We start from the raw sequence: 20,771 nt of genomic DNA, 5'->3' as shown, positions 1-20,771 counted from the left end.
CGACGAAAGGCGAAATCTATTGCCGTTGAGGCCCGCGCGCGCCTGCGTTATGACGCATCAGCCCTGAAGTCATGGAAACGACCCTTAAAATGCCCAAAACGAAGATCACAAAAGAAGAGGCGCTGGCCTTTCACCTGGACCCGACCCCCGGCAAGTGGGAGGTTCAGGCCACCGTTCCCATGACCACCCAGCGCGATCTGTCGCTGGCCTATAGCCCCGGCGTCGCTGTTCCATGTGAAGCCATCGCCGAAGCGCCCGAGACAGCCTATGACTATACCAATAAGGGCAATCTGGTCGCCGTGATCTCGAACGGGACCGCTGTCCTGGGCCTTGGCAATCTGGGCGCGCTGGGCGGCAAGCCGGTGATGGAGGGTAAGGCGGTTCTGTTCAAGCGCTTCGCCGATGTGAACTCGATCGATATCGAGTTGGATACCGAGGACCCGGACGAGTTTTGCCGCGCTGTTCGTCTGATGGGGCCGACCTTTGGTGGCATCAACCTTGAGGATATCAAAGCGCCTGAGTGTTTCATCATCGAACAGCGCCTGAAGGAAGAGATGGATATCCCGGTCTTTCACGATGACCAGCACGGGACTGCGGTGATCTGTGCGGCGGGGCTGCTGAACGCGCTGCATATCTCGGGCAAGAAGATCGAGGATGTGAAGATCGTTTTAAACGGCGCGGGCGCGGCGGGGATTGCCTGTATCGAACTGCTCAAGTCGATGGGTGCGCGGCATGAAAATTGCATCGTCTGTGACACCAAAGGTGTGATCTATCAGGGCCGGACCGAGGGGATGAACCAGTGGAAATCAGCCCATGCGATTTCGACGGAATTGCGCACGCTTGAGGAGGCGATGAAAGGCGCGGACGTGTTCCTTGGCGTGTCGGTGAAAGGCGCGGTGACGCAAGATATGGTCGCCAGCATGGCCGATAATCCGGTGATCTTTGCGATGGCAAATCCTGATCCCGAGATCACTCCGGAAGAGGCGCATGAGGTCCGCGTGGACGCAATTGTTGCCACCGGGCGTAGCGATTATCCCAACCAGGTCAATAACGTGCTGGGTTTCCCATACCTGTTCCGCGGTGCTTTGGACATCCATGCGCGGGCCATCAATGACGAGATGAAGATCGCCTGCGCCCATGCGTTGGCCAATCTCGCGCGCGAGGATGTGCCTGATGAGGTCGCCATGGCCTACGGTAAATCGCTGACCTTTGGGCGCGATTACATCATCCCCACCCCGTTTGATCCGCGCTTGATCCACCGCATCCCGCCCGCCGTTGCCAAGGCCGGGATGGATACCGGCGCGGCGCGGCGTCCGATCATCGATATGGACGCTTATGAGCTAAGCCTGAAATCCCGTATGGACCCGACGGCGAGCATCCTGCGTGGCCTGAACGCCCGAGCGCGTCAGGCTCAAAGCCGGATGATCTTTGCCGAGGGCGACGACCCGCGCGTGTTGCGTGCGGCGGTGACCTATCAGCGCTCGGGCTTTGGCAAGGCGCTGGTGGTTGGCCGTGCCGATGAGGTCAAGCAAAAGCTGGAAGAGGCCGGCCTGGGCGATGCTGTGCGCGAGTTGGAGGTGGTGAACGCCGCCAATACCACCCATCTGGATGCCTATAAGGACTTTCTGTACCAGCGCCTGCAGCGCAAAGGCTTTGACCGTAAGGACATCCACCGTCTGGCCGCGCGCGACCGGCATGTGTTCTCATCCCTGATGCTGGCACATGGCCATGGCGATGGTCTGGTAACCGGGGCCACGCGCAAATCGGCGCACGTACTGGACCGGATCAACCATGTGTTTGACGCCGATGCCGCAAATGGAGCGGCAGGCGTGACCGCGCTGCTGCATAAAGGTCGGATTGTTCTGATCGGTGATACGCTGGTGCATGAATGGCCGGATGAAAACGATCTGGCCAATATCGCCGAACGCTCGGCCGCCGTGGCCCGCCATATGGGTCTGGAGCCCCGCGTGGCCTTTGTCAGCTTTTCGACCTTCGGGTATCCGGTCTCAGAACGGGCCGAGAAAATGCACCGTGCCCCTGCGGTTCTGGATCAGCGTGGCGTGAATTTCGAATATGAAGGCGAGATGACAGTGGACGTTGCCCTGAACGTCGATCAGCAGGCCGGTTACCCGTTTCAGCGGCTCACCGGACCGGCCAATATCCTGATCGTTCCGGCGCGGCATTCGGCTTCTATTTCCACCAAACTGATGCAGGAGATGGGCGGGGCCACCGTGATCGGGCCGATCCTGTCCGGGATCGACAAGCCGATTCAGATCTGCTCGACCGTTTCGACGGCGAATGACATCCTGAACATGGCCATCCTGGCTTCTTGCGATATTGGATAGGCCATGACGATCTGGAACCTGGGCTCGATCAATGCGGATATGGTCTATGCCCTGCCGCATCTACCGAAGGCTGGCGAAACCCTTGCGGCAGGTAGGCTTGACCGGTTTCTGGGCGGCAAGGGGGCCAATATGTCTGTCGCCGCGGCCCGTGCGGGGGCGCGGGTGGCGCATATCGGGGCCGTCGGGCCGGATGGGCGCTGGGCGCGTGACCGTCTGACCGAATACGGGGTCGATACCCGCTGTATTGCCGAGGTCGACACGCCCACTGGTCACGCGATCATTGCGGTGGATGCCGAAGGCGAAAACCTGATCATCCTCTACCCCGGGGCCAACCGCGCGTTGGAGGTTCAACAGTTGCAGCAATCCTTGGGTGAGGCTGCAACCGGGGACGTTCTGGTGATGCAGAACGAAACCAACGCACAGGTCGAGGCCGCACGTCTGGGCCGCGACCTCGGCCTGACCGTTTGCTACGCCGCGGCCCCGTTTCAGGCGGATGCAGTTCAGGCTGTCCTGCCGTTTCTCGATTTCCTGATCCTCAACGAGATCGAGGCCGAGCAGCTGCAGGCCGCATCAAGCCTCGCGCCCTCGGACCTGCCGGTCGAGCATGTGATTGTGACGTTGGGGGCGAAGGGCGCACGGTACTACCAGCGCGGTCATGATCCGCTGGATTTCGCCGCCCACAAAGTTGACGCCGTCGACACCACGGGCGCAGGGGATACGTTCACCGGATATGTGCTGGCAGGGATGGACCGGGGGATGCCGATGGGGCAGGCGATCGCTCAAGCGATGCGTGCCGCGGCCCTTATGGTTACGCGGCACGGTACAGCAGATGTTATTCCGGATTTGAAAGAGGTGCGCGCGGCGCAGCTCGATTAAGATCCGACGAATGGTGCGTCGCTGCCCCACAGTTGCTTGACGCGGGCGTCGCGGCCGCAAGCGTTGCGGTAGGCCTTATAGGCGTTCTTCTGACGCTTGGGTCCAAAGCGGGTAAGAACCAGCTTGTCCCCCTTGTAGTAGTCCTGATGGTATTCCTCTGCCGGATAGAACGCGCCTTCCTGCAATATCGGCGTCACAACAGTTTGTCCCAAAGCCCGCTGAGCATCGGCTTTGGCCTGTTGGGCAAGCGCCTTTTCGCCAGCGTTAGAGACGAATATTGCCGTGCGATAGCTGTTCCCGCGGTCGCAAAACTGGCCGCCCGCGTCGGTGGGATCGACAGAGCGGAAGAACATATTCAACAGCGTTTCACGTGACACGCGGGCTGGGTCGAAGGTGATTTGAACCGCCTCGTAATGACCGGTGCCACCTTTGGACACCTGATCATAGGTCGGGTTCGCCGCTTTACCGCCGGTAAAGCCCGAAATGGCCTCGATCACGCCGGGAACGGATTCAAAATCTGATTCGACGCACCAGAAACACCCTCCTGCAACCGTCAGCGTCTCGGTTCCCGCCGCAGGCGCAGGCAGAGCGCGGAGCATGGCCGTCAGCAGGATCAGTGCAAACAACAATGAGGGTTTGAAGTATTCAAGGTAAACGGTCCGGGTCATGGCAGGTCTCCTTCCGAGACCAAGCTGCCCTCAGTTTCTCCCGCTTGCAATGCACTGACATGGTTTGTCACGGGCTGGTGAGACGAGTTTATCCGTGATCACCCGTTACCCCAGCAACTGTCCCAGCTTCATCGCCACACCCATATTGCCCGAGATTTTCAGCTTACCGAGTGCCACGCCGGTCATAGGATTCAGCTTTCCGGTCAGCAGCTTGGTCAGATTCTCGCGCGAGATGCGGATGGTGCAATCGGTATCGCGATCCTGCGTCGAGGCGGTGTTATCGGCCAGAACGATCACGCCATCCTCACCGCAGTCGAATTTCAACGACCCGTCAAAGCCCTTCCCATTCAGACCTTTCTGAATTCCGTCGGCGATATCCTGCAGCATAGCCCGTCCTTTCCTGAGTTGACGTATGCGTAAAGAACAATCGCTGCCTCGGGCAAGCCTGACCCAACGGGAAGCGCGCAAAGAAAACCCCGGTGCCCATTGGGGCACCGGGGCTGGTCTTTGGATTGAAAGCTCTTACTTGCCCAGCCGCTTGTCGCGCGCTGCCAGAAGTTTCAGGCGCAGCGCATTCAGTTGGATGAAGCCTGCCGCGTCTTTCTGGTCATAGGCACCGGCGTCTTCCTCAAAGGTCACATGCGCCTCGGAATACAGCGAGTGATCCGACCAACGACCAACGGTCGAAGCCAGACCTTTGTACAGTTTCACGCGGACGGTGCCGGTGACGTGTTCCTGCGAGCGGTCGATGGCGGCCTGCAGCATTTCGCGCTCGGGCGAATACCAGAACCCGTTATAAATCAGCTCGGCATATTGCGGCATCAGCTGATCTTTCAGGTGCATTGCGCCACGGTCCATGGTGATGGACTCGATACCGCGGTGTGCTTCCAGCAGGATTGTGCCGCCCGGAGTTTCGTAGATGCCGCGCGATTTCATACCGACAAAGCGACCTTCGACCAGATCGAGACGGCCAATGCCGTGCTTGCCGCCATATTCGTTCAGCTTGGTCAGGATGGTGGCCGGGCTCATCGCCTCGCCATTGATGCTGACCGCGTCGCCTTTTTCAAAGCCGATCTCGATGAACTCGGGCTCATTCGGCGCGTCCTCGGGGTGGACGGTGCGCTGGTAGACATAGTCGGGCGCCATATCGGCGGGGTCTTCCAGAACCTTACCCTCGGACGAGGTGTGCAGCAGGTTGGCATCGACCGAGAAAGGCGCCTCACCGCGTTTGTCCTTGGCAATCGGGATCTGGTTCTGTTCGGCGAACTCCAGCAGCTTGGTGCGGCTGGTCAGGTCCCATTCGCGCCACGGAGCAATGACCTTGATATCGGGGTTCAGCGCGTAAGCCGCCAGTTCGAACCGTACCTGATCGTTGCCCTTGCCGGTCGCGCCGTGGGCCACGGCATCCGCACCGGTGGCTTCGGCAATCTCAACCAAGCGTTTCGAGATCAACGGGCGCGCGATGGATGTACCCAGCAGATACAGCCCCTCATACTGCGCATTGGCGCGGAACATCGGGAATACGAAGTCGCGGACGAATTCCTCGCGGATGTCCTCGATATAGATGTTCTCGGGCTTGATCCCCAGCAGCTCGGCCTTTTGGCGGGCGGGTTCCAGTTCCTCACCCTGACCCAGATCGGCGGTGAAGGTCACGACCTCACACCCATACTCGGTCTGCAGCCATTTCAGAATGATAGAGGTATCAAGGCCACCGGAATAGGCCAGAACAACTTTCTTGGGCGCGGACATCTGACTTCCCCTTATACGTAAGACGCTTGGCCCCTAGCGGGTTTTGAAACCGGGGGCAAGTTATCTGCGTTGACGCTGCGCGCGAATTGGGGTGAAACGAGGGGATAGAGAACAAGGATTGGTTGAGAGAGCGGTTTTCAGGATGTTGGGGCTCGAGATATTTGTGCATTCGATCAAGATGGTGTTGAGAAACCTCAAACCGGCGCTTCAGATTTCACTGGTACCCGCACTGGTCGCGGGCGTATTGGCTATTGCGTTGTTTCTGATCTTCGACGTGCCGCTGGAAGAGTTCGACAGCGCAACCGGCGATCCCGATGAATCGGCCCTGATGTCGATTCTGGGTTTTGTCTTCAGCCTGATGATCGTCGTGTTCGGAACCATCCTCTGGATCGTCGTCTCGTGGCACCGGTTTGTTTTGCTTGAGGAATATCCAACCGGCTTCTTGCCAAAGTTCAGATTTGACCGGGTGCTTGCCTATTTCGGGCGTCTTTTGATGTTGTTAATCCTTGGTGCAATCGTCCTTGTGCCGGTCTCTTTTGTTGTGGGGGTCGCTGTGCAGGCCTCGGTCGCGGCAGGTGTGGCGGTCTGGCTTGTGGTTATCGCGTTGATGACGGTTGGGTTCTATCGCCTGTCGCCGATCCTGCCGGGTGCCGCGATTGGCCGTACGATCACGATCTCCGAGGCGTGGAATGCGACGGCAGGGTTCTCGGGCGCTCTCCTCGTACTCGTGGTAGTTTCGGTGTTGTTTCAGGTGTTGTTGCAAAGTCTGTCGTCACTGTTGCTGCTGGTTCCGGTCATTGGCGTACTGGTTGTCGTGTTCGCGGGTATGTTGATCGTGCCTTTGATCAACGTGAGCATCCTGACCACACTCTACGGCGTCTTCATCGAAAAACGCGAACTCTCCTGACGGCCCGTACACATATGTATTCCTTGCCCTATTGCTCAGGATAGGCCACTGACGCGTCCATGACCGATTTCATGACCCGCGCCCGCGCCGCCGAACAGGCGATGCGCTCTGTCTTCCCAGTGACGCCGTTGCAGCGCAATGCCCATTTGTCCGAGCGGTATGGGGCAGATATCTGGCTCAAGCGCGAAGACCTCAGCCCGGTGCGGTCGTATAAAATCCGTGGCGCGTTCAATGCGATGCGCAAGCAGCAAGGTCAGGATCTGTTTGTTTGCGCCAGCGCCGGCAACCACGCGCAAGGCGTGGCCTATATGTGCAAACACCTCAACGTGCGCGGCGTGATTTTTATGCCGGTGACGACGCCGCAGCAGAAAATCCAAAAACCCGCATCTTTGGTGGCGACAATGTCGAAATCCACCTGACCGGTGACTACTTCGACGACACCTTGGCCGCCGCGCAAGCCTGGTGCGCACAGCAGGGCGGGCATTTCCTGTCACCCTTCGACGATGAGGACGTGATTGAAGGCCAGGCCTCGTTGGCGGTTGAAATTGAAGAGCAACTGGGCGGCCTTCCGGACCACGTTCTGCTGCCCGTCGGTGGCGGCGGCATGTCGGCAGGTGTAGCAAGCTGGTTCGGCGACCGCAGCCATTGCGTGTTTGTAGAACCGGCGGGCGGTGCGTGCCTGCGTGCTGCGCTGGCGGCGGGTCATCCGGTGGCGTTGGCTCACGTGGATACTTTTGTTGACGGTGCAGCGGTAGGTCGGATCGGCGAGAAACCTTTTGCGCTGCTGAAGTCGCGCCACTTGTCTGATGTGCTCACGCTCTCCGAGGATCGTATTTGCACCACGATGATTGAGATGCTGAATGTCGAAGGCATCGTGCTGGAACCGGCTGGTGCTTTGGCAATCGAGGCGCTGGGCGATATCCAGAGTTTCATACGGGGTAAAACCGTGGTGTGCGTGACGTCCGGAGGGAACTTTGACTTTGAACGTTTGCCCGAGGTCAAAGAACGGGCACAGCGCTATTCTGGCGTGAAAAAGTACTTCATCCTGCGCCTGCCGCAACGCCCCGGAGCTTTGAAGGAGTTTCTGAACATCCTCGGCCCCGAGGACGATATCGCCCGGTTCGAATACATGAAGAAATCGGCACGCAATTTCGGCTCGGTCCTGATTGGGATCGAAACGCGCCGACCTGAGAACTTCATGCGCCTGTTTGCCCATCTGGACGAGGCCGGGTTCACCTATACCGACATCACCGAAGACGAGACCCTGGCGCAGTTCGTGATCTAACGCAGATTTTGCGGTAACCCGTCCTGAAATGTGGTCTTCGATTCATCGTATGCGGTGAAAATTGCGTCCAAATCGACCCGGCTGCTGTCACCTGCAGCGGCCCGGCGCTCACCATCCTGACAGAGCTTGGAAAAGCTGTCGAAGCCAAGGCTCAGCGCGCTGCCTTTCAGGAAATGCAGGTTCTGCTCCATCTCGGCGCGTTTGGTGTCTGCACGTAGCTTTGTGATCACCTCCTGCACCTCTTCCAGAAAAATCTCGACCACCTCATCGAACTCATCTGCGCCAACCTCGTCGCGCAATTGCCGAACTCTGGACCACTGAATCATGCCACCCTCTTGCGGTTGGGTCTTGGATAACGCGCAAGCGGTAAACACGCGGTTAAGGCGCGTTCCGTTGAGTTTTCACGAGATGTTAAGCCCGACCCCCTAGCGTCACGCCAATTGGTATGTTGAACGAACGCAGGGACTCTATGGTGCCGGACGTCAGTCAGTCAGACAGCCGGGTCGAGCTGGACTTTGGCGCGATCCGAAAGGTTCTGGTGGTGGATGACAGCCGATTGCAGCGCCGGATTCTGGTCGCTTCGCTTAAGAAATGGGGCTTCGAGGTGCTTGAGGCCGAAACAGGCGAGGCCGCGATAGGACTGTGTCGCGATGAACTTCCCGATCTGGTGCTCAGCGATTGGGTGATGCCAGGGATGAGCGGGCTGGATTTTTGCCGCGCGTTCCGCGGTCTGGCGACCGAGCAGTACAGCTATTTCATCCTGTTGACGTCAAAAAGCGAAAAGCAGGAGGTCGCCAAAGGGCTGGATGCAGGTGCAGATGATTTTCTGATAAAGCCGCTTGAGGCCGATGAGCTGCGCGCGCGTATTTCAGCGGGCGCGCGTATTCTGGATATGCAGCGTGAGCTGTCTGAGAAGAACCGCCTGATTGAAAACGCGCTGAACGAACTCAAGCTGGCTCATGACGCTATCGACAAGGATCTGATTCAGGCGCGCAAGATACAGGAATCGCTCGTGCCCGAGCTGACCGGGCAGTTCGGAGCATCCCGCGTCAGTCTTTTGTTGAAACCTTGCGGCCATATCGGTGGTGATCTGGTTGGGATGTTCTCGCCGGGTGTGAACAGGCTGGGCTTTTACAGTATCGATGTCTCGGGCCATGGGATCACCTCGGCCATGATGACCGCTCGGCTGGGCGGGTATCTGTCCAGCAAACACTTCGATCAGAACGTCGCGATGGAGCGGCGGTTCAACAAGTTCTTTGCGCTCTTGCCGCCGGAAGAGGTCGCGGAGGTGTTGAATTCACGTTTGATTGCCGACGCCGGAGTCGAAGAGTACTTCACGATGGTCTACGCCATTGTTGACCTGCGCAACGGTCACGTGAAGATGGTGCAGGCCGGGCATCCACATCCGCTGCTGTTGCGCGCTGGTGGCCAGGCAGAGTTTCTGGGCGACGGGGGTTTGCCTATTGGCTTATTACCCGATGTCAGCTTTCAGCAGACCGAAACCTACATGCAACCCGGTGACAAGTTGCTGCTGTATTCAGACGGGTTCACTGAATGCAGACTCAGGGATGGAAGTTTGCTGGACGAGCATGGCTTGCAGAAAATGACCGCCGAATGCCTGACCGAGAATGTCGGCTCGGAATTTCTGGACGATATGTTCTGGCGGCTGACGCAGGTCATGTCCTCCGAATATGGGCTTGAGGATGACGTCTCGGCCGTGTTCTTCGAGTATAACGGGCCCTAAAGCCCCAGCAGGTGGCGCTGGGCGAAATGGGCGTCGCCTTCGTTGCCCAGCAAATGAACGGCGTCTGCTGTTTCCATCCACAAGGCCTCGTGAAACGGTTCGGTCGGGGGGCCGATGCGGCGCACGGGGCGGGCGCGGTAGATCAGGCAGATTTTCTCGGCCCACAGATCGTATTCGGGCATATAGGTGAACCTGCGGAACGCGCCGACGCGACGGGGATCGGCAATCAGCCAGCCGGTTTCCTCGTACACTTCGCGGTGCAGGGCGGTGATTGGGGATTCGCCCGGATCAATGCCGCCGCCGGGCAGTTGCAGATCGGGGCCGGGTTCCAGCTGACAGGTCAGCAGCAGGCGGTTGCCCTGTGGCAGAAGGGAATAGACGCCCACACGCCGCGTATATCTGCGCCCGGCTTCGGGGCTTTCACCGAACCGTCTGATCATGTATGGCCCCTTTCAACACAATTTGTTCGACCTATATGGTGGCGGTATGCCAACCTGTGGCGTGTAAGGAAACCCTCATGTCTCTTGGAACCAAAATCGCGTGGGACGATACCGTCCTGCCCTTTCAACTTGATGTACCCGACATGCGTGGTCGCGTGGCCCGTCTGGACGGTGTGTTGGGCGGCATCCTGAAACAGCACGACTATCCGCAAGTGGTCGAGGCGCTGGTGGCCGAGATGGCCTTGCTGACCGCATTGATCGGGCAGACGGTATCGCTGCGCTGGAAGTTGTCGCTGCAGGTGCAGTCCAAAGGCCCGGTGCGGATGATCGCAACCGATTACTACGCGCCGCAGGTCGAGGGTGAGCCCGCGCAAATCCGCGCCTATGCCAGCTTTGACCGAGACCGGCTGACCGACGCCGCGCCGTTTGATCAGGTGGGTGAAGGCTATTTCGCCATCATGATTGATCAGGGCGAGGGCACACAGCCCTATCAGGGCATCACCCCGCTGGCCGGAGGATCGCTGAGCGCCTGCGCCGAGGCTTACTTTGCGCAGTCCGAACAGCTGCCGACCCGGTTCTCGCTGAGCTTCGGCAAATCGACCGAACCGGGCGTTGGTGAGCATTGGCGCGCGGGCGGAATTATGTTGCAGCATATGCCCAAGGCCTCGCCCTTCGCCGCGTCCGGTGAAGGCAGCGGAGAGATTCTGACTGCCGCCGACCTGGTTGACGGGGAAGAGGGTGAGAACTGGGGCCGCGTCAACATCCTGCTGGACACGGTGGACGATCTGGAACTGATCGGCCCGTCGATTGCGCCGACCGACCTGCTGGTGCGATTATTCCACGAGGAACAGCCCCGCGTCTATGACGCCCAGCAGGTGCAGTTCGGTTGTACCTGTTCCGAAGATCGCGTGCGTCAAAGCCTGTCGATCTATTCGGCGCAGGACATCGAGAAGATGACGACCGACGAAGGCACCGTCACCGCCGATTGCCAGTTCTGCGGCGCACATTACGTGCTGGACCCGACCACCGTCGGGTTCGAGGCCGAAGGTCCGGATGGCGCGTGATCTGATCAGTGATCTGGCGGCGGCGCTGGGCCGGGACGGCACGGGGTCCAGCGATTTTGACCTGAACCCCGACACAGTGTTGCCTGCAGGGCGCAAACTGCGCCCTGCAGGTGTATTAGTGCCTGTTTCGTTGGCTTATGACGCGCCCCGATTGATCCTGACAAAGCGATCATCGGCGTTGAAACATCATCCCGGCCAGATCGCTTTTCCCGGCGGCAAACAGGATGATGGTGACGTGGATGTCACCGCCACCGCATTGCGCGAGGCGCAGGAAGAGATTGGTCTGCCGACCGAGCTTCCGCGCATTCTGGGTCACCTGCCGACCCATGAAACGGTCACGTCGTTCTCGGTCACGCCTGTGGTCGCGGTGCTGGAAACCGGCTTTGACACCGTCCCTGAACCCGGCGAGGTGGACGAGGTTTTTTCGGTCCCGCTTGCGCATGTGCTCAACCCCGAGAATTATGTCGTCGAGTCGCGTCGTTGGCGCGGCCAAAGACGGTATTACTATGCTGTGCCCTATGGTCCCTATTACATCTGGGGCGCGACGGCGCGGATGCTGCGCGGGTTGGCAGCACGGATGAGCGAATGATGCAGATCACCGAAGACTGGATTTCTGACCCCGCAACGCAGGCGGTGTGTGCCGCATTGACCAAAGGCGGCGCGCGGGCGTTGTTTGTGGGGGGCTGCGTGCGCAACGCGCTGTTGGGGGCGCCGGTCTCGGATATCGACATTGCCACCGATGCGCGGCCCGAACGGGTGATGGAGTTGGCGCAGCAGGTCGGGTTGAAACCGATCCCCACGGGGATCGATCATGGCACGATTACGGTCGTCAGTGGTGGCATCCCGCACGAGGTCACCACCTTTCGCCGCGATGTCGAAACCGATGGTCGCCGCGCGGTCGTGGCCTTCTCGGATAGGGTGGAAGAGGACGCCGCGCGCCGCGACTTCACCATGAACGCGCTTTATTCCCGTCCCGATGGCACGATCCTCGACCCGCTGGACGGTTTGCCAGACCTGCAGGCGCGGCGGGTGCGGTTTATCGGCGAGGCTCAGGATCGTATCCGCGAGGACTATCTGCGGTCGCTGCGCTATTTCCGGTTTCACGCGTGGTACGGCGATGCCGAGGGCGGGTTCGACCCTGATGCATTGGCTGCAATTTCCGCAAATTTGGACGGTTTAGAGACACTTTCCCGCGAACGTGTCGGGTCTGAGATGTTGAAACTGCTGGCCGCGCCCGACCCCGCACCCTCGGTTGCCGCCATGCGCAGCACCGGGGTGCTGGCGCGGCTGCTACCAGGCGCAGATGACCGGGCGCTGGCCGTTCTGATCCAGCTGGAACAGGATGCCCACGCCGCACCCGAGGCGATTCGTCGTCTGGCCGCGATCGCGCCGCCGGAGGCCGCGACAACCCTGCGCCTGAGCCGCGCGCAGCTGCAGCGCCTGACCCGAATGCGGGACGAGGCCATGGCAACCACCAGTGTCGCGGAACTCGGCTATCGCTATGGGTCCGAAGGCGGCTTGCACGAAACACTGCTGCGGTGTGCGTTTCTGGAACAGCCATGGTCAAACGACCTTGCCGCCGCTCTGGAACAAGGGGCTGCGGCCAGTTTTCCGATCAAGGCTGCTGATCTGATCCCCGCCTTCTCGGGTCCCGCGCTGGGCGCAAAACTGGCCGAGCTTGAGGCGCGCTGGATCGCTTCGGGCTTTACGCTCAATCGCGAAGACTTGCTGGCGGACTAAAGCGAAGTCTCAAAAGGGGATGACAAACCCGATTTGATTTGGCAGGGTGCGCAGGACTCATATGGAGGGAGGAATGCGAATGTATTACGGGATCTGGTTCGGCTAAAGCCCGGAACACTTAGACCCGTAGGGGTGGTGTTCTGGCGCCATCTTTCTTCGCATGACCTGCTATTTGCTCAATCGGAGCACTCTCCATGTTTCGCTATTTCGAAAACCTCATTGATCCTTTTGTTGCCTATGAACAGGTGGACAGACCGCCCACGCGGCTCTGGCCTTTTATGCTGGGCTATTCGCAGCCCTTCAAACGTGTCTTTGTGCTGGCGGCATTGATGTCCGTGATCGTCGCGGCGGTCGAGGTCGGGCTGATCTTCTATATGGGCCGCGTTGTCGATCTGTTGGGCAGCTCACCGGCTGAGTTCTGGCAGACGCACGGGACCGAGTTGATTGTGGTTGCTGCGCTGATCCTGTTCATTCGTCCGATCCTGCAGCTGGTCGATGTCTTGCTGTTGAACAACACGATTCTGCCGAACTTTGGTACGCTGATCCGCTGGCGGGCCCATAAGCATGTCCTGCGTCAGTCGGTAGGCTGGTTCGAGAACGACTTTGCAGGGCGCATCGCCAACCGGGTCGTGCAAACGCCGCCCGCTGCAGGTGAAGTGGTGTTTCAGGTTTTTGACGCGATCTCGTTCTCGATCGCCTACATGATCGGTGCGGCCATATTGCTGATGGCGGCTGATCCGCGTCTGTTGCTGCCATTGCTGATCTGGCTGGTCTTTTACGGTGCGCTCGTGCGCTGGACCGTCAAACGGGTTGGTCCGGCGTCACAGGCTGCGTCGGATGCACGCTCGACCGTGACAGGGCGGGTGGTGGATAGCTATACCAACATCCACTCGATCAAGATGTTCGCCCATGACACGCAAGAACTGGACTATGCGCGTGAAGCGATTGCAGAGACCCGCCGCACGTTCCAGATCGAGATGCGGATTTTCACCATCATGGACGCAGCGCTTGTTGCATTGAACGGGGTCCTGATTGTGGGCGTCGTCGGTTGGTCCATCCTGCTGTGGGCGCAGGGCAGCGCCTCGGTTGGGGTGGTGGCTGCAGCCACTGCACTGACGCTGCGGCTGAACGCCATGACCGGTTGGATCATGTGGGCGCTGACCAGCTTTTTTCGGGAACTGGGCATCGTTGCCGAGGGCATGCAAACCATTGCGCAACCCATCGATCTTCTGGATGAACCCGATGCAAAAGCCTTGCAGCTGGGCAGCGGTCAAATCGAAATCCGCGACCTGTCGCACCACTATGGGCGCGAGACCGGCGGGCTGGATCATGTCAGTCTGACGATTCAGCCCGGCGAAAAGATCGGCCTGATCGGGCGGTCCGGTGCGGGAAAATCGACCCTGGTAAAGCTGCTTCTGCGGTTCTACGACGTCGAACAGGGCGCGATTCTGATCGATGGCCAGGACATCTCGAAGGTCACGCAGGACAGTCTGCGCAGCCATATCGGGATGGTCCAGCAGGATAGTGCGCTGCTGCATCGATCGGTCCGTGCAAACATTCTGTACGGCCGCCCTGATGCATCCGAGGACCAGATGATCGCCGCTGCCAAACAGGCCGAAGCGCATGAGTTCATACTTGATTTGCAAGACCCAGAGGGGCGCACTGGTTATGATGCTCATGTGGGCGAACGTGGTGTGAAGCTGTCCGGCGGTCAGCGTCAGCGTGTGACGCTAGCGCGTGTGATCCTGAAAGACGCGCCGATTTTGCTGTTGGACGAGGCGACATCCGCGCTAGATTCCGAGGTCGAAGCTTCGATACAGGAAACGCTCTACGGTATGATGCAGGGGAAAACCGTGATCGCCATTGCCCACCGGCTTAGCACCATCGCGCAGATGGACCGTATTCTGGTCATGGATGGCGGCCGCATCGTGGAAGAGGGCGCGCATGCCGACCTGTTGGCGCAGGGCGGGCTTTACGCCCAGTTCTGGGCGCGGCAATCTGGCGGCTTCCTGAACCCGGAGGCCGCTGAATGAGGATCGCGGATCTCATACAACCGTTCAACGCCACTAGGACGCCCCCGCCGCAAACGCTGGGGGCGTTTATCCGTTGGGCATTGTCTGGGGCGTGGCCGATGTTGTTTGTCGCCGCCCTGTTCTCGGCGACCGCAGGCGCGATGGAGGCTGGGACGGCGTGGATTCTGGGCCGCGTCATCGATGTAGCAACAACCGGCGGGCCTGACGCCTTTCTAACCGGTGGCAATCTGTGGATGATCTTGGGGGCAGTGGCGTTTTTCATGCTACTGCGCCCCGTCTTCTTTGGCCTGTCGGCATTTTCGAACAATTACGTTGTGATGCCCAATATACCGCCGCTGGTTCTGGCCAAACTGAACCATTGGACGCTGGGCCAGTCGGTCACTTATTTCGATGATGACTTTGCAGGCCGGATTGCGCAGAAGCAGGTCCAGACCGCAACGGCGCTGACCTCGGTGGTCTCGGAAACGATCAGTGCGATTGTATTTGCGTTGGCCTCGCTGGTGGGTTCTTTGCTTTTGTTAGGGTCTATTCATCCGCTGGTTATGTTGCCCTTTGTGTTGTGGTTGACCGTCTACTTCCTGCTGGTGCGCTGGTATCTGCCGCGTATCCGCAAACGCTCGGGCGCTCGGGCGGGCGCGCGGGCGATGGTGTCCGGGCAGATTGTGGATACGATCACGAATATCAAGACGGTCAAGCTGTTTGCCCATGCCAGGCACGAGGATGAAGCGGCGCGCAACTCGATGATTGACCTGCGCGAGCGGTCGTTGGACTTTGGTCGGCTGTCCGCCAGCTTCCGGCTGATCCTGATGACCTTGGCAGGCGTATTGCCGGTGATGCTGATCGGGGCCACGCTGTGGCTATGGCAGGCTGGCACTGCAACCACCGGGGACATCGTCGCGGCGGGGGCCGTTTCTGTTCGCATCTCGCAAATGACAGGCTGGGTCAGCTTCACGCTGATGGGGCTTTATGCCAATGTCGGCGAGATCGAGAACGGTATGCATACGCTGACCAAGCGTGACCGGGTCGAAGATGTGCCAAATGCGCCCGATCTGGATGTCACGGAAGGTGAGATTGCGTTTGATCATGTAAGTTTCGCCTATGGTCGCGATATCGGCGGGGTGTCCGATCTTCATTTCACCGCCGCGCCGGGCGAGAAGTTGGGCATTGTCGGTGCGTCCGGGGCCGGTAAATCCACCTTGGTTTCGCTTTTACTCAGGCTCTATGACGGGGAAAAAGGTGCCATTCGTATCGATGGTCAGGATGTGTCTGAAGTAACGCAAGACAGCCTGCGCCGTCAGATCGGGATGGTCACGCAGGAAACCGCGATGTTCAACCGTTCCGCGCGTGAGAACATTCTTTATGGCCGCCCGGGCGCCACTGAGGCCGAAATGATCGACGCCGCAACCAAGGCCGAAGCGCATGACTTCATCCTTGGCCTTGAAGACGCGCAGGGGCGCAAGGGATATGACGCACATCTGGGCGAACGCGGGGTTAAACTGAGTGGTGGGCAGCGGCAGAGGATCGCTCTGGCCCGCGCCATTCTGAAGGATGCGCCGATTTTGGTGTTGGATGAGGCCACGTCGGCGCTGGATTCCGAGGTCGAGGCGTCGATTCAGGCCGCGTTGCATCGAGTGATGCAGGGCAAGACTGTTCTGGCCATTGCGCACCGCCTGTCGACGCTGAGCGAGATGGACCGGATCATTGTTCTGGATCACGGCCATATTGTCGAAAGCGGCACGCACGAGGCGTTGCTCGAGCGCGGCGGGCTTTACGCCCGGTTCTGGCACCGCCAATCGGGCGGGTTCATTCAGGCTGAGGCTGCAGAATAAGGGGTTTTGTCGCGCCCAAAGCCCGGTTATCACGCGCGCATGACACAGCAATACACCATAACCCGCCTTGGTCATCAGGGTGACGGGATAGCGGATGGGCCGATCTATGCCCCCAGAACCTTGCCGGGTGAAGTCGTCAGTGGCGCGTTACAAGGCCAGGTTCTAAGCGATATCCGGGTCGAGGCACCCTCGGACCAGCGGGTGAAGCCGCCCTGTCGCCACTACAAGTCCTGCGGCGGGTGTCAGTTGCAGCACGCGGCGGATGATTTTGTGGCAGGCTGGAAGATTGAGGTGGTGCGCAAAGCGCTGGCCGCGCAGGGGCTCGATGCCCCGATGCGGCCCATTATTACCTCACCCGAACGCACACGCCGCCGTGCGACCATCGCCGTGCGCCGCACCAAAAAGGGGACGTTGGCGGGTTTTCACGGTCGCGCCTCGGACACGATCACCGAGATTCCCGACTGTCACTTGCTGCACGCTGAGTTGATCGCGGCCATTCCGGTCGCCGAAGCGATGGCCGTTCTGGGTGGCAGCCGCAAAGCCGTGCTGGCCGTCACACTGACCCTGTCCGAGGGCGGTCTGGACGTGGCGGTGAAAGGCGGCAAGCCGTTGGATGGACCACTAGAGCTGGCGCTGGCGCAAGCGACCGAGCATCACGGCCTTGCGCGCCTCAGCTGGGAGGGTGAGGTCATTGCCATGCGCACCGCACCCACACAGCGCTTTGGTGCCGCTGATGTCGTCCCACCGCCGGGCGCTTTCTTGCAAGCCACCAAGGACGGGGAACAGGCTCTAACACAGGCAGTATCCGAGGCTACACGGGGGGCCAAGCGGGTTGCAGATCTGTTTGCGGGCTGCGGCACCTTCTCTTTACCCCTTGCGCGCACGGCCGAGGTTCATGCCGTCGAAGGTGAGGCAGAGATGACGAAGGCGCTGGATCAAGGCTGGCGCAAGACCCAAGGTCTCAAACACGTCACGACTGAGACACGCGACCTGTTCCGCAGGCCCCTCATGCCAGATGAGCTCAAGAAATTCGACGCGATTGTGCTTGATCCGCCGCGCGCGGGGGCCGAGGCGCAAGTGACCGAACTGGCACGGGCGCAGCGCCCGGTGATCGCCTATGTTTCGTGCAACCCCGTCACCTTTGCCCGCGACGCAAAGACGCTGGTTAACGCCGGATACACCCTTGAATGGGTACAGGTGGTTGACCAATTTCGATGGTCGTCACACACCGAACTTGCCGCCCGGTTCACTCTGAACCCATAAATCTGAGACAAGGACCACTCGCATGGGGATTGCCCAACGCCTGCTGCCTATCATCGAAGCCCCGGCTTTCGGGAAATTCATCACCGGTGTGATCCTTTTCAATGCGGTGCTGCTGGGGATGGAGACGTCGCCCACGCTGATGGAGATTGCTGGGCCTCTGATCGTCACGCTCGACAAGCTGTGTCTTGCTATTTTCGTGGCCGAGATCGCCATGAAGCTGATCGCGACGGGGCGCAGGTTCTTTACCAGCGGCTGGAACATCTTTGATTTCATCATCGTGGGCATCGCGCTTGTGCCCAGTGCCGGGGCGCTTTCGGTACTGCGCGCGCTGCGAATCCTGCGGGTTCTGCGTGTCATCTCGGTCGCGCCCCGCCTGCGGCGCGTGGTCGAGGGTTTCATTTCAGCCCTGCCCGGCATGGCCAGCGTGTTCCTTTTGATGGCGATCTTGTTCTATATCGGGGCGGTGATCTCTACCAAGCTGTTCTCGAGCAGTTTTCCCGACTGGTTCGGTGATCTGGGCCTGTCGGCCTATACGCTGTTTCAGATCATGACGCTGGAAAGCTGGTCCATGGGCATCGTCCGTCCCGTGATGGAGGTTTATCCCTATGCTTGGCTGTTCTTTGTCCCGTTCATCATGGTGACCACCTTCGCGGTCGTGAACCTTCTGGTCGGTCTGATCGTGAACTCGATGCAGGATGCGCATCACGCCGAGGATGAGGTTAAGACCGACGCCTATCGCGACGAGGTGCTTGAGCGGCTGGAATCCATCGAACGCCGCCTGAGCGACCAGGCGCACAGCAAAAAGTGATTTCTGTTACCCGCAGTTTTGACGTAATAATTGCAAAAAAAAGAGCAGTAGGCAGTGAAACTCATGGATCGTCGAGTATTTGGACTGGGGGCGATGGCAACGCTGAGCCTTTCGGCATGCGCCTCAGCCAGCCCAAGATTTCTGGCATATGACGGGCCCGAGGTGACTTCGTTGGTCATCAATAAGGGTGCGCGCAAGCTTTATCTTCTGCACAACGAGCAGATTCTGAAAGAATATGAAGTCGATCTGGGGTTTGCGCCAACCGGCACCAAGACCAAGAAGGGCGATGGGCGCACGCCAGAGGGCACTTATCTCATCGACCGCCGCAATCCCCGCAGCCGGTATCACCTGTCGTTGGGAATCTCGTATCCGAATTCAGCCGATCGGGCGCAGGCCGAGGCTGCAGGGGTGGATCCGGGCGGCGATATCTTTATCCACGGCCAGCCAAATCTGCGGTCGGAATTGCGACGCGCCAGAAAAACGCCGGATTGGACGGCAGGCTGCATCGCGGTCTCTAACGAAGAGATCGAAGAGATTTATGCGATGGTGAATGAAGGTACGGTTATCACCTTGCGCCCCTGATCACAGCGGCGCCCAGTTTTTGAAACCGAACATCACATAGTCACGCTGGTAGGCCTCGGCCGCCAGCGTTTCCAGTTCTGCGTCGTAGATCTGTTCCAGTGAAAAAGGCGTCTCAGCCTGCGCGTGTTTTGGCGCGGGCGGGTTCGGATGGCCCAGTTTGGCCGCGATCACTGGCAGCGCCTCTGACATCTCGTCTTCGCGCAAGATCAGATCTGGCATGGCAAAGCTGGCCATGCCCTCAAGCGTTTGTGCCTGACCGCACCATTCGCCATCGACACGCACGACAGTTTGACCGGCCAGTATTCGTTGCAGCAGCACCAGAAAGGCGGCGAACGCTGTGCGATGCTGGTCCAGGGTGTAGGTGTCGGGATCAAGTGTTTCAGGGATCGGCAGTTCATACCTTCGGCGCATCATGTTGCGGATTTTCCGATAGGTTCCGGGCCGGGTGCCCAGGATGCGGGCACAGAAAACCTCGTGCGCGCGTGCCAGCGGGTGTCGCAGAATGGTGAATTTACGATGACCGGGGTGGTTCTGCATCCAGGCGCGGATTTGCTTTTGGTTGCGTCCGGTCAGCAGATCCTCGACCGCTACACCATCCAGATCTGCCATCCACTGTGTCACCTTAGCCTCGGGCCCGCCACGCACCGGCAGATACAGCAAAGGCGTTTGCGCCGCCGCCACATACCGCGAGACGGCAGGCCCACGGCGCGGCTCAAAATTTGGGATGTGGTGCAGGTTAAAGCGATCCTGATGCGCCAGCGCCTGTGTCATTTCCTCTGGGTTGGTCACTTTGGACAGGGCAGGTGCAGGGTTTTGACGTCTCAGATGTTCGTCAAGCGTGTCGCGCCGGGTGTCGACCCCCAGCCAGGCGACGAGGCCGTTGAGAACCTCAAGATCATTGAGGTCCTCGTAATCGATATAAAAGGGCGTCTGACCGGTTTTCTGAAGATGATTCAAAACGGTTTGCTGGAAGGCCTGCCTTTGTTCCAGCTGTTGGGCGAATTCATCGGCTTCGAAGGTCACCTGAGCATCGCGCCTTTGCTTGATATTCACCAGCTTCCACTGTTTTGTCGCGCGGGCGATTTTCCATGACAGGTAGCTGTCCAGCGCATTGCGCGTCAGGATGATCTTGGCACAGCGCGGGTCATCCAGCGTCGTCTCAAGCCCGCGCGGGTCATGGTCGCTGAAAAAGCGAAACCCATTGATTGATCCCGGCGCATTGCGGATTGCGTCGATCAGGCCGTTCGGGTTCGCGTCGCGATCTTCCAGGGTAAAGCCCAGCAAATGATCCAGCTTCGGCAGGCCGACAAAGTACGGATTGAAAGCCTCACCGTGACAGGTGATCCCGTCGAATGCGTTCAAATGCTGTTCCAGCAGGTTCGAGCCGGTGCGCATATCGGCCAGCACGATGAAAGTGTCGAAGGCGCGAGTCATTCCG

At 59.5% G+C, this 20,771-nt stretch carries 19 protein-coding genes and 1 pseudogene; 14 read left to right on the top strand and 6 right to left on the bottom strand.

Annotated elements, in window-relative coordinates; all coding sequences use genetic code 11:
* The first annotated feature begins 89 nt into the window (after positions 1-89).
* Together ACR3EN_RS05585 and ACR3EN_RS05580 are read left to right on the top strand one after the other, a co-directional pair.
* Entirely contained in the window at positions 90-2,345 is a 2,256-nt protein-coding gene (locus ACR3EN_RS05585; RefSeq protein WP_480823830.1) for an NADP-dependent malic enzyme, read from the top strand.
* Between the two features lie 3 nt (positions 2,346-2,348).
* Positions 2,349-3,221, top strand: a complete 873-nt coding sequence (locus tag ACR3EN_RS05580) for a ribokinase (RefSeq protein WP_480823832.1) — start codon at positions 2,349-2,351, stop codon at positions 3,219-3,221.
* Here the strand turns inward: ACR3EN_RS05580 and msrA are convergent.
* The 3 genes from msrA to ACR3EN_RS05565 all read right to left on the bottom strand — a co-directional run bounded on the left by msrA (position 3,218) and on the right by ACR3EN_RS05565 (position 5,638).
* Complete coding sequence (gene msrA, locus ACR3EN_RS05575) at positions 3,218-3,889, bottom strand: peptide-methionine (S)-S-oxide reductase MsrA (RefSeq protein ID WP_480823834.1); 672 nt, start codon at positions 3,887-3,889, stop codon at positions 3,218-3,220. The genes ACR3EN_RS05580 and msrA overlap by 4 nt on opposite strands.
* Positions 3,890-3,994: 105 nt before the next feature.
* On the bottom strand, positions 3,995-4,276 hold the full coding sequence (locus ACR3EN_RS05570; protein ID WP_480823836.1) for an SCP2 sterol-binding domain-containing protein: 282 nt from the start codon (positions 4,274-4,276) through the stop codon (positions 3,995-3,997).
* 135 nt (positions 4,277-4,411) lie between these two features.
* Entirely contained in the window at positions 4,412-5,638 is a 1,227-nt protein-coding gene (locus ACR3EN_RS05565) for an argininosuccinate synthase (RefSeq protein ID WP_480823839.1), read from the bottom strand.
* Positions 5,639-5,780: 142 nt separating this feature from the next.
* On the opposite strand from ACR3EN_RS05565, the gene ACR3EN_RS05560 reads away from it, so the two are divergent.
* The 3 genes and pseudogenes from ACR3EN_RS05560 to ACR3EN_RS05550 all read left to right on the top strand — a co-directional run bounded on the left by ACR3EN_RS05560 (position 5,781) and on the right by ACR3EN_RS05550 (position 7,830).
* Entirely contained in the window at positions 5,781-6,545 is a 765-nt protein-coding gene (locus tag ACR3EN_RS05560; protein WP_480823841.1) for a hypothetical protein, read from the top strand.
* Positions 6,546-6,604: 59 nt separating this feature from the next.
* Positions 6,605-7,452 (top strand): annotated as a pseudogene (locus ACR3EN_RS05555) (pyridoxal-phosphate dependent enzyme); the annotation flags it as partial.
* Positions 7,453-7,491: 39 nt separating this feature from the next.
* On the top strand, positions 7,492-7,830 hold the full coding sequence (locus ACR3EN_RS05550) for a hypothetical protein (RefSeq protein WP_480918451.1): 339 nt from the start codon (positions 7,492-7,494) through the stop codon (positions 7,828-7,830).
* Here the strand turns inward: ACR3EN_RS05550 and ACR3EN_RS05545 are convergent.
* Entirely contained in the window at positions 7,827-8,156 is a 330-nt protein-coding gene (locus ACR3EN_RS05545) for an Hpt domain-containing protein (protein ID WP_480823845.1), read from the bottom strand. The two genes, ACR3EN_RS05550 and ACR3EN_RS05545, sit on opposite strands and share 4 nt — an antisense overlap.
* Positions 8,157-8,299: 143 nt before the next feature.
* On the opposite strand from ACR3EN_RS05545, the gene ACR3EN_RS05540 reads away from it, so the two are divergent.
* The gene (locus tag ACR3EN_RS05540; protein WP_480823847.1) at positions 8,300-9,574 is read left to right on the top strand and encodes a PP2C family protein-serine/threonine phosphatase; all 1,275 of its coding nucleotides are present in this window, start codon (positions 8,300-8,302) and stop codon (positions 9,572-9,574) included.
* Here the strand turns inward: ACR3EN_RS05540 and ACR3EN_RS05535 are convergent.
* Positions 9,571-10,014 carry an NUDIX hydrolase gene (locus tag ACR3EN_RS05535; protein WP_480533722.1) on the bottom strand — a complete coding sequence of 148 codons (444 nt, stop codon included), beginning with the start codon at positions 10,012-10,014 and terminating at the stop codon, positions 9,571-9,573. The genes ACR3EN_RS05540 and ACR3EN_RS05535 overlap by 4 nt on opposite strands.
* 77 nt (positions 10,015-10,091) lie before the next feature.
* On the opposite strand from ACR3EN_RS05535, the gene hslO reads away from it, so the two are divergent.
* The 8 genes from hslO to ACR3EN_RS05495 all read left to right on the top strand — a co-directional run bounded on the left by hslO (position 10,092) and on the right by ACR3EN_RS05495 (position 19,333).
* Complete coding sequence (hslO, locus tag ACR3EN_RS05530; RefSeq protein ID WP_480823849.1) at positions 10,092-11,078, top strand: Hsp33 family molecular chaperone HslO; 987 nt, start codon at positions 10,092-10,094, stop codon at positions 11,076-11,078.
* Positions 11,068-11,667, top strand: coding sequence for a CoA pyrophosphatase (locus tag ACR3EN_RS05525; RefSeq protein ID WP_480823851.1), 600 nt, complete (start codon positions 11,068-11,070; stop codon positions 11,665-11,667). The genes hslO and ACR3EN_RS05525 overlap by 11 nt, the downstream gene beginning before the upstream one ends.
* On the top strand, positions 11,664-12,818 hold the full coding sequence (locus ACR3EN_RS05520; RefSeq protein ID WP_480823853.1) for a CCA tRNA nucleotidyltransferase: 1,155 nt from the start codon (positions 11,664-11,666) through the stop codon (positions 12,816-12,818). Before ACR3EN_RS05525 ends, ACR3EN_RS05520 begins: the two co-directional genes overlap by 4 nt.
* 194 nt (positions 12,819-13,012) lie before the next feature.
* Positions 13,013-14,851 carry an ABC transporter ATP-binding protein gene (locus ACR3EN_RS05515; protein ID WP_480823855.1) on the top strand — a complete coding sequence of 613 codons (1,839 nt, stop codon included), beginning with the start codon at positions 13,013-13,015 and terminating at the stop codon, positions 14,849-14,851.
* Positions 14,848-16,680: an ABC transporter ATP-binding protein gene (locus tag ACR3EN_RS05510; protein WP_480870894.1), complete on the top strand. Its 1,833-nt coding sequence runs from the start codon at positions 14,848-14,850 to the stop codon at positions 16,678-16,680. The genes ACR3EN_RS05515 and ACR3EN_RS05510 overlap by 4 nt, the downstream gene beginning before the upstream one ends.
* Before the next feature lie 39 nt (positions 16,681-16,719).
* The gene (locus ACR3EN_RS05505) at positions 16,720-17,943 is read left to right on the top strand and encodes a class I SAM-dependent RNA methyltransferase (protein WP_480823859.1); all 1,224 of its coding nucleotides are present in this window, start codon (positions 16,720-16,722) and stop codon (positions 17,941-17,943) included.
* A gap of 22 nt (positions 17,944-17,965) precedes the next feature.
* Complete coding sequence (locus ACR3EN_RS05500) at positions 17,966-18,751, top strand: ion transporter (protein ID WP_480823861.1); 786 nt, start codon at positions 17,966-17,968, stop codon at positions 18,749-18,751.
* A gap of 63 nt (positions 18,752-18,814) precedes the next feature.
* Positions 18,815-19,333, top strand: a complete 519-nt coding sequence (locus ACR3EN_RS05495) for a L,D-transpeptidase family protein (protein ID WP_480823863.1) — start codon at positions 18,815-18,817, stop codon at positions 19,331-19,333.
* Here ACR3EN_RS05495 and ACR3EN_RS05490 read toward each other — a convergent pair whose 3' ends face one another.
* Complete coding sequence (locus ACR3EN_RS05490) at positions 19,334-20,767, bottom strand: nodulation protein NodH (RefSeq protein ID WP_480823865.1); 1,434 nt, start codon at positions 20,765-20,767, stop codon at positions 19,334-19,336.
* Between the last annotated feature and the right edge of the window lie 4 nt (positions 20,768-20,771).

Source organism: Ruegeria sp. G7 (genome assembly GCF_056535465.1).
The sequence above is the reverse complement of the archived record's forward strand: the minus strand, read 5'-3'. Positions and strand labels throughout refer to the sequence as shown.